The sequence below is a fragment of the Algibacter sp. L4_22 genome (assembly GCF_023473045.1).
Lineage (GTDB): Bacteria > Bacteroidota > Bacteroidia > Flavobacteriales > Flavobacteriaceae > Algibacter.
The window spans coordinates 132,039-149,694 of sequence record NZ_JAMCOK010000004.1; the positions used below are offsets into that span (position 1 = coordinate 132,039).

Genomic DNA, 17,656 nt, shown 5'->3' on the forward strand with positions numbered 1-17,656 from the left:
TATAGATGAAGAGAATTAGTAACATCAAAACGGTTTTAGTATTAGTGTGTTTAGGAGGAATCTTAACAGTATCGCTAGCGTTTTCCGCTAAAAAAGATCCACCTTATAAAAACCCGAAATTACCAGTTGCAGAACGTGTAAGCGATTTATTGAGTAGAATGACTTTAGAAGAGAAGTTCTGGCAAATGTTTATGATTCCTGGAGATTTAAAAATTGGGAAAGATAAATTGAAGCATGGTATATTCGGATTTCAAATTTCGTCAAAAGGATTAAATGATAACGCAGCCGAGCAGATTATGGACTATGGTTCTACTGGAACTGCAGCCAATATGGCTAGAGAGATTAACGAACTTCAAAAGTACTTTTTAGAAGAAACACGTTTAGGTATTCCTATCATTCCTTTTAACGAAGCGCTGCACGGTTTAGCTCGTGATGGAGCAACAACTTTTCCGCAAGCTATTGCTTTAGCATCTACTTGGGATACGGATTTAGTTGGTGAAGTTGCAAGTGCTATTACTAAAGAAACTAAAACAAGAGGTATTCGTCAAATACTATCTCCTGTTTTAAACATTGCTCGCGATGTACGTTGGGGACGTGTTGAAGAAACTTATGGGGAAGACCCATATTTAACCTCTAGAATGGGTGTGTCTTTTATCAGTCAGTTTGAAAATGCTGGTGTCATTACAACACCTAAACATTTTGTTGCCAATGTAGGTGCTGGTGGTCGTGATAGCTACCCAATTAGTTTTAATGAGCGTTTGCTAGAAGAAATTTATTTTCCAGCGTTCAAAGCTGTTTTTAAGGAAGCAGGTGCTCGTTCGGTTATGACATCTTATAATTCATTAGACGGTACACCTTGTACATCTAACGAATGGTTATTACGTACGAAGCTTAAAGAAGAATGGGGTTTTAATGGCTTTGTTATTTCTGATGCTGGTGCTACAGGTGGTGCTAATGTTCTACATTTTACAGCCGCTAATTATGCCGAAGCTACAGAAGATGCTGTTGAAGCTGGCTTAGATGTTATGTTCCAAACCAATTATAACCACTACCCATTATTTTGGGAAGCTTACGAGAACGGTATGGTAGATATTAAAGCGATTGATGAAGCGGTAAGTAGAATCTTGACAGCTAAGTTTGAGTTAGGTTTATTCGAAGATCCTTATGTAGATGCAAAACAAGCAGCAGTATGGAATGGACATAAATCACACCGTGAGTTAGCTAAAAAAGCGGCTTCAAAATCAATGGTGTTATTAAAGAATACTAATGACGTTTTACCAGTTAAAAAATCTACAAAAAAAGTAGCACTTATTGGTCATGATGTAAAAACAGTGAGATTAGGTGGCTACAGCGGACCAGGAAACGATTTAGTTTCTATGTACGATGGTGTTGCTAACAAAATTGGAGCACAAAATATTGAATATGCAAAAGGTGTTGCATTAACAGAAGTAAAATACAAGCCCATAGCATCTGTTAATTTATCTACAATTAAAGATGGTAAAAAAGTAGCAGGTTTAAAAGGTGATTATTTTGATAATATTAAATTAAGCGGCACACCAAAAGTGGAACGTATTGACAAGAAAGTAAGTTTTGGTTGGACACTGTTTTCACCTCATGAAGATTTGGCTTACGATTGGTTCTCTGTGCGATGGACAGGAAAAATAAAAGCGACTAAAACAGGTGTTTTTAATGTTGGTATTGAAGGTAACGATGGTTACCGCATGTATTTAGGTGGTAAATTGATTATTGATAACTGGCAAAAACAATCGTACAATACAATTTTAAAAGAATTTTCTTTTGAAAAAGGTAAAGAATACGATGTGAAAATTGAATTCTACGAATCTGCTGGAAATGCAAAATTCAAATTAGTTTGGGATGCCGATGTTCAAGATGCATGGGAACAAGAAATAGCTGATGCAGTTGCTTTAGCAGAAAAAAGTGATGTTGCTGTGGTTTTTGCAGGAATTCACGAAGGGGAATTTAGAGACCGTGCGTTATTAGCTTTACCTGGTCACCAAGAAGCACTTATTAAAGCAGTGGCTAAAACAGGAAAACCTACCGTAGTTGTCTTAGTTGGTGGTAGCGCGATTACCATGGCGAACTGGATTAATGATGTGGACGGTATTATTATGGCTTGGTATGCTGGCGAAAATGGAGGAAATGGTTTTGCAGATATTCTTTTTGGAGATGAAAATCCTGCAGGACGTTTACCTATAACATTCCCCGTAGATGAAGCACAATGTCCGTTATATTATAACAACAAACCAACAGGTAGAGGTGATAACTATCACAATTTAACAGGTCAACCATTATTTCCTTTTGGTTACGGTTTAAGTTATACGTCTTTTGAATATTCAAATTTAGAATTCAGTAAAAATAATATTGCACCAACGGAAACTGTACGGGTTACTTGTACGGTTAGAAATAATGGTTCTGTTGCTGGCGATGAGGTTGTGCAATTATATATCCGTGATGAATTAGCTTCAGTATCTCGTCCAATAAAAGAATTAAAAGGCTTTACACGTATCAACTTAAAGGCTGGAGAATCTCAAAAAGTGACTTTCGAATTAGGCCCAGATGAGTTGTCTATGTTAGATAAAGATTTAAAAAGATTAGTAGAAGCTGGTGATTTCAGAATTATGATTGGAGCATCATCAAAAGATATTCGTTTAAGAGAAGTTTTAACTGTAAAATAAGTAAAGTATAATGAAAAATATAAAAGCACTTGTATTAATAGCTTTAGTAGTATTTTCATCTTGTAAAGAAGAAGAGAAAGGTTTAACTGTTGCATGGGTTAGCAGTACTGAAGATACAGTTTGGAATACAAAAACATACAATCAAAGCGTAGAAGAGATAGCTTCAGATGTTGTTATTGATATCGATACAGAAGCACAAGAACAAGAAATTACTGGTTTTGGTGGTTGTTTTAATGAGTTAGGTTGGGATGCTTTAGGTATGATAACTCCAGAAGAGAAACAACAAATTTTAAACGATTTATTTAATCAAGAAACAGGATCTAAATTTAACTTATGTAGAATGCCTATTGGTGCTAATGATTATGCCGTAGATTGGTATAGTTTTAATGAAACTGAAGGTGATTTTGCCATGGAGAACTTTTCTATTGATAGAGATAAAAAACGTTTAATTCCATATATAAAAGAAGCACAAAAAATTAACCCAGATGTTGCTGTTTGGGCGTCGCCTTGGTGTCCGCCTTCATGGATGAAGCATAGCAAACATTATGCGTGTAAAGCAAACCCTGAATTTAATGATTTGCCTTTAGAATTAAGTAATACAGAAGAATTGGTGTCTCGTTTTATAACAGAACCAGAATATTTTGAAGCCTATGCTTTATACTTTTCAAAATTTGTTCAAGCTTACGATAAAGAAGGTATAGATATAAGTGCAGTGCATGTTCAGAATGAATATAATTCGGCTCAAAATTTTCCATCATGTGTTTGGGATCCTAAAGATTTAGGGGTTTTCATCGCAGATTATTTAGGCCCTAAATTTAAAGCAGATAAATTAGATGCTGAAATTTGGTTAGGTACTGTAGAGCGTCCTCAAATTGAGCGTGTAGAAGATGTTTTAGAATATAAAAACACAAAAGAATATGTAACAGGTGTTGGTTTTCAATGGGCAGGAAAAGGCGCTATTGAAGCTGTACATGCTGAATATCCAGAAATGCAATTAATGCAAACAGAAACAGAATGTGGTGATGGTTCTAACGATTGGAAATCTGCAGAGCATACTTTCGACCTTATGAAACATTATTTTAAAAATGGTGCAAATTCTTATATGTACTGGAATATGGTTTTAGATGAAACAGGAAAAAGCCAATGGGGTTGGAAACAAAACTCAATGATTTCTATTGATAGTAAAACAAAAGGGATTACATACAATCCTGAATTTTACTTAATGAAACATTTAAGCGCTTTTGTAGCACCAGGATCTGTGAAATTAGCAACAAAAGGGAATGATGATAATGCCATTGTATTTTACAATAAAGTAAAAAACGAAGTTGTTATTCTGGCGTATAATAGTGCTGAAGAAAATCAAGAATTTCAATTTAATATTAAAGATAAAAAAGTAAGGACTTTATTAGAAGCCAAATCTTTTAACACTTTAACTGTTAGTTTATAAAATTTTATAAAGATGAATAGAAGAAGTTTTGTAAAGTATTTAGGAGCAACATCTATTTTTATAGGTGCTACTTCTTGTGCTTCAATTAATTTTTTTGGTAATAATTACGATGAAGAAACATCTAGAGAAGCATGGAAAAAACTTGCTGATAAAGGTGAGGCTTTTAAGTATGTAAATCCGAATAAAAAACTTCCAAATATATTGCTTTATGGCGATTCAATTTCTATTGGTTATACGCCAACTGTAAGGCAAGGGTTAGTAAATAAGGCTAATGTTTTTAGAATTTATAGTAATGGTCAGTCTAGTGATAGATTCATTCCTAAAATGAAAAAACTTAAAGAAACCATGTTTCAACCGTATTTAAAGGGTGGCTGGGATTTTAATTGGGACGTGATTCATTTTAACGTTGGTTTGCACGATTTAAAATATCTTAAAGATGGTAAACTTGATATAGAAAACGGAAAACAAGTAAGTAGTATCGCTGTTTATAAATCTAATTTAGATACCATTTGTAAGTACCTACAAACAGAGTTTCCAAAAGCAAAATTGATTTTTGCTACCACAACAGCCGTTCCTGAAGAAGGGGCAGATGGTAGAATTTCTAGAGATAGTATAACGTATAATACCGCAGCATTAGAAGTGTTGGCAAATTATCCATCTATTCAAATTAACGATTTGTATGCTTTTACAAAACCCAATGCAAAAGATTGGCATATAAAACCGCATAATGTGCATTATAATACTTTAGGAAAAAAAGCACAAGGAAAACAGGTAACAAAAATTATTACAGAAAATTTATAAGTATGAATAAAATAGTGTTTTTTATATCAATTTTTTTCTTTTCTATATTAGTAAAGGCCCAAGAGAATTCATTTATTCCACAACCAGAATCTGTCGTGTTTACTTCAGGAGGGTTTCATTTAAATAGCGATACTAAAGTATATGTACCTTCAAAATATATTACAGATTTACAATCTATTGTTACTTCAGAATTGGCTAAGGATACAGGTTTAGATATCTCTATTCATAAGGGTAAAACAAAAGTAAATTCAAATTATATACTTTTTCAGAAAGTTAAAGATGCTTCTATAGATCCTGAAGGTTATGTTTTAGAAATTTCAACAGAAAAAATCATTATTAAAGCGAAAGATTATGCAGGTTTATTTAATGGTTTTCAAACGTTAAGACAAGCTATTCCTGTTGGGGCTAATGGAGCAACTGCAATTCCAAGTATGATGGTGACTGATAATCCGCGTTTTCATTGGAGAGGTGTTTTATTAGATGTATCGCGTCATTTTCAAACGAAAGCATTTGTGTTAAAGCAAATCGATGTTTTGTCTTCATATAAAATAAATATTTTTCACTTGCATTTAACCGATGATCAAGGTTGGAGAATTGAAATTAAAAAATATCCGAACCTAACGAAAAAAGGAGCTTGGAGAGCAGATAGAACAGGAATAGCTTGGTGGAGTAGAGAACATGCTACTGCAGATGAACCCAAAACGGTTGGCGGTTTTTACACACAAGAAGATTTAAAAGATATTATCGCTTATGCTAAAACTAGAAATGTAGAAATTATACCAGAAATAGATGTTCCTGCGCACAGTAAAGCTTTAATAGCAGCGTACCCACATTTATTTTGTTATGATGAGGTACCAGAAGGAGTGAATTTTGAAGTTGCCGTTGGTGGTAAAGCACCAGACAATGCACTTTGTGCTGGTAAAGAAACAACCTATGAATTTCTTGAAGACGTGATTAAAGAAGTCGCTGCATTATTTCCATCAAACTATTTACATATTGGAGGAGATGAGTGTAACAAAAGCAATTGGAAAAAATGTCCGCATTGCCAAAAAGTTAAAGAAGATAACAACTTAAAAGACGAAGAAGAGTTACAAAGTTATTTTATTCAGAGAATGCATAAAATTGTAACTGCTCAAAACAAAACTATGATTGGTTGGGATGAGGTTTTAAGTGGTAATGGTGTTAAAGGTGCAACTATTATGGCGTGGCGTAGAGGTAAACACACACCAGAATTACAAGCTCCAAGAGAAGGTTATCCAACAATAATGACGTCTTACTTGCATTCTTATATTAGCCGCGTTCAAGGGCCAACCATTATGGAGCCAGAAGGGCCAAATTCAGTATTGCCTTTATCAGTAGTTTATAATCATGAACCTGTTCCAGAAGAATTAACTCCGGAAGAAGCGCGTTTAGTTTTAGGGAATCAAGCCTCTTTATGGGGAGAATTTACACCAACTGAAGAACATTTTGAATACATGTTATACCCAAGAACTTTAGCTAGTGCCGAAGTATCTTGGAGCAATCCAAAAGTTAAAAATTGGGAGCGTTTTCAACATGCCTTAGAAACATCTCATTTTGAGCGGTTAAAACGAGAAAATGTCAATGTTGCTAAGAGTTTATTTACTGTATATCCAGCATTTGGAATAGACCAATTACACAGTAAAGCGATTGTGTATTTAGAAACTGAAGCTGTTGGTTACGATATTTATTATACCACAAATGGTGATGATCCAACCATAAAAGCAACTAAATATGAAGGTGATTTTACAGCAACACCAAAATCACTTTTAAAAGCAGGTTTGTTTAATAAAACAGGTGATTTATTAGGAGAAATAACGGAAGTAAGATTAAAATAATGAGCATGAAGATTTCAAAATTAATAGTATTATTTATGTTGATTGCTACTTATGCATCAGCACAGCAAAAACCCAATATACTTTACATCATTTGTGATGATTTAGGCTATGGAGATGTACAAGTTTTAAATCCAGAAAGAGGAAAGATTTTAACACCAAAAATTGATGCTTTTGCAAAAGAATCTATGACGTTTACCGATGCGCATTCGGCTTCAGCAGTTTGTACGCCATCGCGATATGCTATTTTAACCGGGCGTTATTCTTGGCGTTCAAGGTTACAGCATGGTGTTTTAGCTAGTGGAGATGAATTAGAGCCTTTAATAGCAGAAGATTTAATGACCGTTCCAAAAATGCTTAAAAAAGCGGGATATAAAACAGCAGCTATTGGTAAGTGGCATCTTGGATTTAAATTTATTGATGATGAGGGAAACCCCGTTCAGGTTTACGATGGTAAAAAAGTTGTAGGCCCAGCAATTGGATCAACGGTGCCAAACGGGCCAGTTTCACGCGGTTTCGATTCTTATATTGGTTTTCACCATTCTAGAGTTATGCAAACAGTGATTGAAGATGATAAAGTAGTCGATAAAATGCCACCAATAAAAATGTTACAATTTTTGGGTGATCATGCAGAAGATTATATAGCAAAGGCATCTAAAACAGAAGAACCTTTCTTTATGTATTTAGCGTTAAATTCTCCACATAGTCCGGTTGTACCTTCTGAAGCTTGGCAAGGTAAAAGTGGTATGGGTGCTTACGCAGATTTTGTTATGGAAACCGATGATGTTGTGGGGCGTGTACTTGAGGCTTTAGAAAAAAATGGGATAGCAGAGAATACATTAGTTTTCTTTACAAGTGATAATGGCTGTTCTGCTCCTGTTGCAAAAGCAGGGAAATTAGAGAAAGAATTCGGGCATTACCCAAGTGCGAATTTTAGAGGATATAAATCTGATATTTGGGAAGGAGCACACCGTATACCTTTTATAGTGAGATGGCCAGGGAAGATTGAAGCCAATTCTAAAAATGATAAGCTAATTTGTCAAACGAGCTTAATGGCCACTTCAGCAGAAATTGCAGGAGTAGATTTAGGAGTAAATGAAGGTGTAGACTCATATAGTATTTTACCCATGTTAGAGAATAAAAAAGCAAAAACGGATTATAATGTGGTGGTACATCATTCTATAAATGGAAAATTTTCTCTCCGTAATAAAAAATGGAAATTAGAATTAACGCCGGGTTCTGGTGGATGGAGTAGTCCAACAGATAATAAAGCTATCGATGAAAACTATCCGGATATTCAGTTGTATAATATGAAAAAAGATGTTGAAGAAACCATTAATGTGTATGATAAACATTCGAAGCTTGTTAAAAAAATGACGGCACAATTAAAAGAAATTGTTGAAAATGGAAGAACAACTTCTGGGGCGTTACAACAAAATGATGTTACTGTAGATATTTACAAAAAAGGGAAGACTGTTAAGAAATCAGGACATTAAGTATTAAAAGAATAAAAGGGTCTATGAAAATTGAGAAAATGAAAATATCGGTTTATTTCTGTTTAACTTTAAGTGTGCTAATAGCTACATCTTGCAAACCTTCAACAAAAAGTAAAGATGTTGATGAAAACGGAAAAGAAGCCGTAGATTATATAGATCCTATTATAGGTGCCATTACTTATGGAAAGAAGTCGAAAGATGCCCATGGTTTTGGAAAAACATTTCCTGGTGCTGCCACACCATTTGGTTTAGTACAATTAAGTCCAGATACGGTTTCAGATGGCGATAATGGTCCTGGATATTCTTATGCACACTCCACGATTGAAGGTTTCAGCTTTACGCACATGAGTGGTATTGGTTGGTTTGGAGATTTAGGTAATTTTTTAGTAACACCAACCGTTGGTAAATTACAAACTAATAGAGGTGTGGCCAAAGATCCGGAAAGTGGTTATCGTTCTCGTTTTTCTCATGAAACAGAAACTACAGAAGCGGGTTATTACGCAGTGACTTTAGATGATTATAAAGTAAAAGCAGAATTAACTTCAGCACCGAGAGCAGGAATTATTCGTTTTACATATCCTGAAAGTGATAGTTCTCGTATACAAATAGATTTAGCACGAAGAGTTGGTGGTACATCAACAGAACAATACATAAAAATAGTAAACGAAAACACGATTGAAGGTTGGATGAAATGTCCGCCAGAAGGTGGTGGTTGGGGCGCTGGTGCTGGTAATGCAGATTACGTTGTGTATTTCTATTGTCAGTTTAGTAAGCCTTTAAAAGATTACGGCATTTGGAGTGCAGATTTACCCGATGTAAAACGAAAAATGCGTTGGATTAGAAAAGATAACTATCAAGATTCAATAAAAAGCGCAAAAATTTATACAGATAAAACTGAAATGCAAGGAAAGCATTTAGGTTTTTACACGAATTTCGATACTAAAGCAGGTGAAGACGTTTTATTAAAAAGTGGAATTTCATTTGTGAGTGTTGCAGGTGCTAAAGAAAATTTAGAACACGATATTAATCATTGGGATTTTGATAAAGTAAGACAGGAAGCTCGTGATAGTTGGAGTAAAGCTATAGCGAATATTTCAGTTGAAGGCGGAACCGATGCAGAGAAAACTATTTTTTATACATCACTTTATCATACGTTGATTGATCCTCGGGCTTTTTCAGATGTTAACGGAAATTATATGGGAGCCGATAAAAAAGTACACCAAACTAACAATTTTACGTATCGTACTATTTTTAGTGGTTGGGATGTTTTTCGTTCTCAATTTCCTTTACAAACCATTCTCAATCCATCTTTAGTAAATGATGAAATTAATTCATTATTACAAATGGCAGAATTAAGCGGACGTGAATATTTACCACGTTGGGAAATGTTAAACTCGTATTCTGGGGTTATGTTGGGGAATCCTGCGGTATCTGTTATTAATGATGCTTACCAAAAAGGAATTCGTAATTACGATGTAGAAAAAGCATTTCAATATTCGTTAAATACTGTCAATAATACAGGGAATGGTGAGTTAGGCTATTCAAATAAGCATATTTCTAAAACCTTAGAGTATGCATATTCAGATTGGGCTTTATCCACACTTGCTAAATCTTTAGGTAAAGATTCTATTGCAGATAAATACTTTAAGAAAAGTAAAAATTACAAGAATATTTGGAACGATGAGGTGAACTGGTTTAGAGCAAAAGATAGCACAGGAACTTGGCTAGAATGGAAAGGGAAAACAGTGCATGGGCAAGGTTGTATAGAGAGTAATCCCTACCAACAAGGTTGGTTTGTACCACATGATATTGATGGATTAAAAGAATTGATGGGTGGAGAAGAAGCGTTTAAAAATGAATTGGTTTCCTTCTTTGAAAACACACCTGAAGATTTCCTTTGGAACAACTATTACAATCATCCAAACGAACCCGTACACCATGTGCCTTTTATGTTAAACGAAGCTGGTGTACCGTATTTAACACAAAAATATACCCGTAAAATTTGTAGCAATGCTTATGGAACCGATGCGTATGGATTATGTGGGAATGAAGATGTAGGGCAAATGTCTGCTTGGTATGTCTTGGCTTCAATAGGAATTCATCCTATAAACCCAGGAGATAATAAATATCAAATAACAAGTCCTGTTTTTAGTGATATTGAAATTAAACTAGACAGTAAATATTACACTGGAAAGACTTTTAAAATTATTGCCAATAATAATTCAGAAGAAAACATTTATATACAATCGATGACATTGAATGGAAAAACATTGGATAGATTTTGGATTTCGCACGAAGAGATTACTCAAGGAGGTGTTTTAGAAATGCAAATGGGACCTGAACCAAAATTAAATTAAGAATATTTTATATGAATTTGAAAAGCTTATCTATATCAGTTTTAGCCTTCTTTTATAGTTTTATTGTACTAGCTCAAGACACCATTCCTTTAACAAAAGGATTAATTGTTGGAGCTACAGGTGAAGGGCGACGTACTATTATTTATACAGACCCTGTGTTTTATAACTTTATTTCAGAAGAAAATTATGAGCCTGTAGAACATGATAGCGTTGGTGTAAACCGAAAAGGAGATGTTGAAAAATGGGAAGCAGTAACTGCTGATGATAAAGGTGTTTTTAAAGATAGAAAATTAAGAGGTGGTTATTTATTTGTAACCTACAACGCTCCAGCGGCTGAGGTTAAAATATTAGAGATATCTGGTCATAGTGAAGTTTATGTTAACGGTGCTCCACGTGGGGGAGATGTTTATAACAAACATCTTACTTTTCATCCTATAGCATTAAAAAAAGGAAAGAATACATTTTTAGTAAAAGGCGGTCGCGGACAGGTGAATATGCAATTATTGCCAGTTATTAAACCTATTGCTCTTTTAAAAAGAGATATGACGATTCCTGATTTTTTAACGACGGAAAAGGATACTAAAACGGGATCAATTAGAGTTTTAAATGCGACAGTCAAACCACTGAAAAATCTTAAAATAATTACCGAGTCTAACGGACAAATATTGGAAACAAAAGTACCTTCTATTACGCCGTTAACTATGAGAAAGGTGCCTTATTTGGTTCAGGATAATTATACTGTAAAAGATACGGTTAGAGTAAAAGTAAAATTGTTTGATGGTAATAAATTAATAGATGAATCTTCTGTTTTATACAAAGTAAAAACACTAGAGCAATTCTATTCAAGAACTTTTATTTCAGACATTGATGGTAGTGTTCAGTATTTTTCTGTAAAAGAAGGCGATTTAAAAACAGAGGAAAAACCAGCCATGTTCCTTTCTTTACACGGCGCAAGTGTAGAGGCTAGAAATCAAGCAGCATCTTACAAAGCTAAAGATTGGGGACACGTCATTGCACCTACAAATCGTAGAAATTATGGTTTCGATTGGGAAGATTGGGGACGTTGGGATGCTATGGAAGTACAGGCTATTGCCGAAAAAATGTATGGTACAGATCCAAAACGCACGTATTTAACGGGGCACTCTATGGGCGGTCATGGTACTTGGCAAGTGGGCGTTACTTTTCCTAGTAAATGGGCAGCAATTGCTCCTATTTCTGGGTGGTATTCTTTGTTTTCTTATGCGAATAAAGAGAAAAAAGAAAATCCTTCTGCTTTAGAAAAAATGTTTGAAAGAGCAAGTCATGCGAGTTATACTTTAGAGTTATCTAAAAACTACCTACAACAAGGTATTTATATTCAACACGGAGATGCCGATGATGTAGTACCTGTAGAGCAAGCACGTTTTATGCGAAACTATTTGGGCGATTACCATCCCGATTTTGCTTACTTAGAATACCCAGATAAAAAACACTGGTTCGGAATAGATTTTAGCACCATTTTCGATTATTTTAAATGGCATACAATTCCTGAAAATGGCGATGTAAAAACGTTTGAATTTAGAACAGCAAATCCTGGTGTGTCTTCAGAAAGTAGATATATTACTTTATATCAACAAGAAAAACAATTTGAATTTACTGGTGTAAAAGTCACTCAAAATATACGTAGCGAAAAGCAAATTAAAAAAGCCGAGTTTTTAAAAACGAGAACAATTAACATTGAAACGGAAAACTTAAAAAAGTTTAAACTAGATTTAAAACATACTATAGCTTCGGATACTATTCAAGTTAAGGTGGATAGTACAATGTTTGATAATTTGGCAATTTACAAAACAGGCGATGTTTGGTTCGAAAAGCAAAATAAATCATGGGTATTGGTTGAAAAACCATCAAATACTTTGGAGAAAAGTCCGTTGAGATCTGGTAATTTTAAAGAGGCTTTTAAAAATAATATGGTTTTTGTTTACGCAACAAAAGGAACCCGTGAAGAAAATGAGTGGGCTTTTAATAAAGCACGTTTTGATGCCGAAACGTTTTATTACAGAGGCAATGGTGCGATAGATATCGTGTCGGATAAAGATTTCAAATTATCTAAGTATAAAGATCGATCTGTAATTATTTACGGGAATGCAACCACCAATGGCGCTTGGAAGTTGTTATTAGCCGATAGCCCTATTCAGATAAAAAGAAATGAGGTTAAAGTTGGGACTAAAAGTTTTAAAGGAGCTGACTATGGTGTGTATTTTACCTATCCAAGAACGGATAGCAAAATGGCAGCGGTAGGTGTTGTTTCGGGTACGGGTATCAAAGGATTTAAAACGGTAACGCCTAACAGATATTTTTCTTCTGGAGTAGGCATTCCAGATGTTATGATTTTTACACCATCAACATATAAAGAAGGCTTAAAAGGTATTAAAGCCGCTGGATTTTTTGGGAACGATTGGAGTCTTGAAAAAGGAGATATTCAATTGGAAATGAACTAAAACGAATAAATGAAAAATATTTACCCCATAATTATATTTTTAATCTGTTTCTTACCACTTAATGCGCAAGTAGAGTTTTATGTATCTCCAACAGGGAATCATACAAATTCTGGTGCTAAAAATCAGCCTTTTGCTAGTTTGATAGAAGCTCGTGATGCTATTAGACATCACAAAGAAACGTCAAAAAAAAATCAATCTTATACGGTTATTATTCAAGACGGACATTATAGCATGATGGAGCCCTTGGAATTAGGACCACAAGATAGTGGAAAAGAAAAATTCCCCGTTATTTATAAAGCTGAAAAAGGAGCCAAACCTATTTTTAGTGGAGGTAAAATAATAGATGGCTTTACAGTGAACTCAAACGGAATTTGGGAAGTGAAAATCCCAGAAAGTGTTTATTACAATTGGAGGTTCGATCAATTATATGTTAATCATAAACGTGCAACCTTAGCAAGAACACCAAATAAGGGGTTTATAGAATTAGATACTGTAACGCAAAATATTTGGAAACAAGGCCAAGGAAAAGTCGCCGATAAGGCAGAGCAAAAATTATTTTTTGATAAAGAAGCATTCGAGTCTTTATCTGGGATTACAGCGGAAAACATGGGGCAAGTAAGGTTCAAGGCCTATCATAAATGGGATTATACATTGCGCTATATTGATGCTATAAATAAAGATAGTTTGTCTATAACCACTTCAGGAAAAGGAATGAAACCTTGGAATCCATTAAAAAAAGGAAGACGTGTTGTTTTTGAAAACTATAAAGCGGCTTTAGATGCTCCGGGAGAATGGTTTTTAAGTGAAGAAGGAATTTTATACTACATGCCAAAAGCAGGAGAAACACCGGAGAATTCAACGGTGATAGTGCCCGTTTTGGAGCAATTAGTAGCTGTAAAAGGAAATGCTTCTGAAGGTAATTATGTTGAATATATCCATTTTGAAGGTTTGAGTTTTGAGTATTGTCACTACAGAATACCTGCAACGGGTTCAGAACCTAACCAAGCAGCTGCTGTTTTAAATGCTGCTATTAATGTAGAAGGCGCAAGAAATATTACATTTTCTAACGGAGAAATTTCAAAAATTGGCCAACATGCCTTATGGTTTGGAAAAGGGGTTAGTCATTCTATTGTAGAAAATAGTTATATGCATAATCTTGGTGGAGGTGGTGTTTATTTGGGAGGTTTTAAAGCTTCAAATTCAAAAAAAGCATTAGGAGGAAAGGAGCATACACACCATATTACTGTGAACAATAATATTATACAAACAGGCGGGCAAGAATTTCCTGCGGCTGTTGGTGTTTGGGTTGGTCATAGTTCTGATAGTAATATAATGCATAACGATATTGGGAACTTTTATTATACAGGAATTTCTGTAGGTTGGATTTGGGGTTATAAACCTAGTTTAGCCAAACGTAATAGAATTGCTTATAATCATATCCATCATATTGGTTGGGATTTATTGAGTGATATGGCTGCAATTTATACTTTGGGAGCTTCAGAAGGTACGGTGGTCGAAAATAATTTGATTCATCATATACATTCGTATTCTTACGGTGGCTGGGGCATGTATGCAGATGAAGGTTCTTCTGGAATAGTGTTCAGAAATAATTTAGTTTATAATACCAAAACAGGTGGTTTTCAAGAAAATTATGGCAAAGAAAATATTGTAAAAAACAACATATTGGCTTTTGCTAAAAAATATCAGATGCAATGCACTATTGCCGAAGAACACAAATCGTTTACGTTCACACATAATATTGTTTTGTTTAATGAAGGAATGGTTGCAAAAGGTGCTTGGGATGATGTAATTGCAGAAATAGATTATAATATATATTGGAATACAAATGGAAATGAATACGATTTTAATAAGCACTCTTTTAGAAATTGGCGTAAAAAAGGTTTTGATAAGCATAGCTTTTTAATCGATCCAAAATTTAAGAACCCGTTACAAGCTGATTTTCATTTTAAGAGTAAAAAAAATTATAAAAAAATAAATTTTATACCGTTTAATTATTCCGAAGCAGGTGTTGTAGGTGATAAGTATTGGAAACAAAAAGCTAAATTATCTAATTCAATTATTGAGAGTTTTGATTTGGCTGTCCAAAAAAATATCATAGAAAATCCAAAGAGAGGATAAGATTTAAACGTAAAGATTTATCGTTTTTAAAATAAAAACTAACAGAAATATAATACTATCAGGTATGAGAAAATATGTAGTGCTAATGTTGTTAACGGTCATTTTTACATCATGCTCGCAACAGCCAAATCCGTCTTTTAAACAAGAAGATATTTCTATACTTCCTAAGCCATCAAGTTTAAAGCTTAATGAAGGTTCTTTTAAAGTAGAACCCAATACAGCTATTATTCTTCAAGATGAAAGTCAAAAAAAAGGAGCAAATTATTTAGCAGGTTTGTTTAACAAAGCTGCAGGATATAATTTAGAATTACAAAACACCATTGCAGAAGGCGCTATTGTTTTTGAAACGATAGAAGGATTAAAAGAAGGCGCTTATCAATTAAATGTAAATCCAACTTCAATTAACATAAAAGCATCAGAAGAAAGTGGTTTTTTTAATGCCGTTCAAAGTATTCGTCAGTTATTACCAACAGCTATAGAAAGCAAAGAAAAAGTTGCAGCAGATTGGTTTGTGCCATCTGTAACTATTGAAGATGAACCGCGTTTTGAATGGCGAGGCATGCACATGGATTTTAGTCGTCATTTTTTCAATATAAATGAAGTCAAAGACTTTTTAGATAATATGGCATTGTATAAATTAAACACTTATCACATGCACTTAACAGATGATCAAGGTTGGAGAGTTGAGATTAAAAAATATCCATTATTAACCGAAAAAGGCGCTTGGAGAACACCAAACAATCAAGACACTATTTGTATGGATAGAGCGGTTGAAAATAAGCTTTATACTATTGATGAATCTAACTTTAAGACCATTGATGGAGAACGAAAATATGGAGGTTTCTTTACTCAAGAACAAATTAAAGACATTGTGGCGTATGCAGATGATAGATGTATTACCGTAATTCCAGAAATTGATATGCCAGGGCATTTTAAATCGGCCATCGATAATTATCCATTTTTATCTTGTAATGGTGAATCGGGTTGGGATACTGTGTTTACATACCCAACGTGTTTAGGAAAGGAAACGACTTACGAGTTTATGAAAAATATTTTAGATGAAGTGGTGGAGTTATTCCCTGCAGAATATGTTCATATTGGTGGTGATGAGGTCAATATTGCATCTTGGAAAGTTTGCCCACATTGTCAAAAAGCAATTAAAGACAATAACTTAAAAGATGAGCACGAATTACAGTCGCATTTCAACAGAGATATAGAGCAATTTTTGAAATCTAAAGGAAAGAAATTTATGGGTTGGGATGAAATTGTGACTGGAGGTTTAACCAAAAGTGCCAACATTATGTGGTGGAGAAATTGGGCGCCTAATGCTCCTAAAATTGCAGCAGAAAATGGAAATAAAGTTGTAGTAACTACAACGGCTGCTTATTATTTCGATTACTTAAATGAAGGAACGACTTTAAAAGGTGTTTATAATTACGAGCCTATTCCTGCAGATTTTACAGAGGAGGAAGAAGCTAATGTATTAGGGATTCAGGCCAATTTATGGTCGGAAAGAATTCCGAATTACAAACGTTTACAATATCAAGCATTTCCAAGAATGTTAGCCGTAGCAGAAAATGCTTGGGCGTCTAAAGAAAACAAAAATTTTGAAGTTTTTAATAGCAATGTTGAAAAACAATACGACAGGCTGGATGCTTTAGGTGTGTATTATTACGTGCCTGCGGTTGAAGGTTTAGATAAGGATATTGCTTTTGTTGATGAAACTTCGGTGAGTTTAAATTTAGCCTACCAGTTAAAAGGAACATACATTTATTATACCCTGGACGGTACCGTACCAACCAAAGCATCTTTAAAATATGAAGCGCCTTTTGTGGTGAATGATACGGTTGAAATTAAAGCACGTGCTTATCGAGGAGAGCTCTATAACGACTTAAAATCGACAAAAGTCATTCATAAAAACTATATAGAATCTGTGGATGCAACAGTTCAAGGAAAAGGATTAAAACAGTGGGTGGTTAAAGGGAAATTCAAAAAGGAAAAAGATATTAAAACACCTACAACGCCGAATTTTACAAAAGTAGAAGGTATTGCTTTGGGCGATTTAAAAGATGAAAAGAATTTTGCTGTGGTTTATCAAGGTTATTTTAATGCTGAAAAAGATGGTGTTTATGAGTTTGAAACACGCTCCGATGGTGGTGATTTATTGTTTTTAGGTGAAGATGTTATTGTTGATAATAGCGGATGGCACGGACCTAAAAAAAGTTATGGAAAAGTCGCTTTAAAACAAGGTTTACATCCTATAACTATTAAATATAGACCAAGCGATAAACCAAGAGTTATTGAGGTTAAATATGCCTTGCAAGGTGAAGAATTAACGCCAATCAATAGTTTAGTAACACGTTTTTAATTAGAAATAATAGTAGAAA

Annotated in this window: 9 protein-coding genes; all 9 read left to right on the plus strand. The window is 34.3% G+C overall.

From position 1 onward, the window contains the following. Nucleotides 1–5 precede the first annotated feature (5 nt). The 9 genes from M4I23_RS12235 to M4I23_RS12275 all read left to right on the plus strand — a co-directional run bounded on the left by M4I23_RS12235 (nt 6) and on the right by M4I23_RS12275 (nt 17,637). Nucleotides 6–2,696 (plus strand): glycoside hydrolase family 3 protein, encoded by a 2,691-nt coding sequence (locus M4I23_RS12235; protein WP_249754569.1) that lies wholly within the window; start codon nt 6–8, stop codon nt 2,694–2,696. Nucleotides 2,697–2,706: 10 nt separating this feature from the next. Then, nucleotides 2,707–4,143 carry a hypothetical protein gene (locus M4I23_RS12240; RefSeq protein WP_249754570.1) on the plus strand — a complete coding sequence of 479 codons (1,437 nt, stop codon included), beginning with the start codon at nt 2,707–2,709 and terminating at the stop codon, nt 4,141–4,143. A 12-nt stretch (nt 4,144–4,155) separates the two neighbouring features. Beyond that, on the plus strand, nt 4,156–4,944 hold the full coding sequence (locus M4I23_RS12245) for an SGNH/GDSL hydrolase family protein (protein ID WP_249754571.1): 789 nt from the start codon (nt 4,156–4,158) through the stop codon (nt 4,942–4,944). Between the two features lie 2 nt (nt 4,945–4,946). Next, nucleotides 4,947–6,800 (plus strand): beta-N-acetylhexosaminidase, encoded by a 1,854-nt coding sequence (locus M4I23_RS12250; protein ID WP_249754572.1) that lies wholly within the window; start codon nt 4,947–4,949, stop codon nt 6,798–6,800. A gap of 5 nt (nt 6,801–6,805) precedes the next feature. After that, complete coding sequence (locus tag M4I23_RS12255; RefSeq protein ID WP_249754573.1) at nt 6,806–8,293, plus strand: arylsulfatase; 1,488 nt, start codon at nt 6,806–6,808, stop codon at nt 8,291–8,293. Nucleotides 8,294–8,316: 23 nt separating this feature from the next. Further along, on the plus strand, nt 8,317–10,650 hold the full coding sequence (locus M4I23_RS12260) for a GH92 family glycosyl hydrolase (RefSeq protein WP_249754574.1): 2,334 nt from the start codon (nt 8,317–8,319) through the stop codon (nt 10,648–10,650). Between the two features lie 11 nt (nt 10,651–10,661). Continuing rightward, nucleotides 10,662–13,130, plus strand: coding sequence for a prolyl oligopeptidase family serine peptidase (locus M4I23_RS12265; RefSeq protein ID WP_249754575.1), 2,469 nt, complete (start codon nt 10,662–10,664; stop codon nt 13,128–13,130). A gap of 9 nt (nt 13,131–13,139) precedes the next feature. Then, the gene (locus tag M4I23_RS12270) at nt 13,140–15,269 is read left to right on the plus strand and encodes a right-handed parallel beta-helix repeat-containing protein (RefSeq protein ID WP_249754576.1); all 2,130 of its coding nucleotides are present in this window, start codon (nt 13,140–13,142) and stop codon (nt 15,267–15,269) included. Between the two features lie 64 nt (nt 15,270–15,333). Then, a complete protein-coding gene (locus M4I23_RS12275; protein ID WP_249754577.1) occupies nt 15,334–17,637 on the plus strand; it encodes a family 20 glycosylhydrolase in 2,304 nt (767 codons plus the stop codon). Nucleotides 17,638–17,656: the final 19 nt, after the last annotated feature.

Excerpts from the sequence above, each read along its gene's own strand:
- M4I23_RS12235 (WP_249754569.1), top strand. The coding sequence starts at position 6 with ATGAAGAGAATTAGTAACATCAAAACGGTTTTAGTATTAGTGTGTTTA.
- M4I23_RS12240 (WP_249754570.1), top strand. The coding sequence starts at position 2,707 with ATGAAAAATATAAAAGCACTTGTATTAATAGCTTTAGTAGTATTTTCA.
- M4I23_RS12245 (WP_249754571.1), top strand. The coding sequence starts at position 4,156 with ATGAATAGAAGAAGTTTTGTAAAGTATTTAGGAGCAACATCTATTTTT.
- M4I23_RS12250 (WP_249754572.1), top strand. The coding sequence starts at position 4,947 with ATGAATAAAATAGTGTTTTTTATATCAATTTTTTTCTTTTCTATATTA.
- M4I23_RS12255 (WP_249754573.1), top strand. The coding sequence starts at position 6,806 with ATGAAGATTTCAAAATTAATAGTATTATTTATGTTGATTGCTACTTAT.
- M4I23_RS12260 (WP_249754574.1), top strand. The coding sequence starts at position 8,317 with ATGAAAATTGAGAAAATGAAAATATCGGTTTATTTCTGTTTAACTTTA.
- M4I23_RS12265 (WP_249754575.1), top strand. The coding sequence starts at position 10,662 with ATGAATTTGAAAAGCTTATCTATATCAGTTTTAGCCTTCTTTTATAGT.
- M4I23_RS12270 (WP_249754576.1), top strand. The coding sequence starts at position 13,140 with ATGAAAAATATTTACCCCATAATTATATTTTTAATCTGTTTCTTACCA.
- M4I23_RS12275 (WP_249754577.1), top strand. The coding sequence starts at position 15,334 with ATGAGAAAATATGTAGTGCTAATGTTGTTAACGGTCATTTTTACATCA.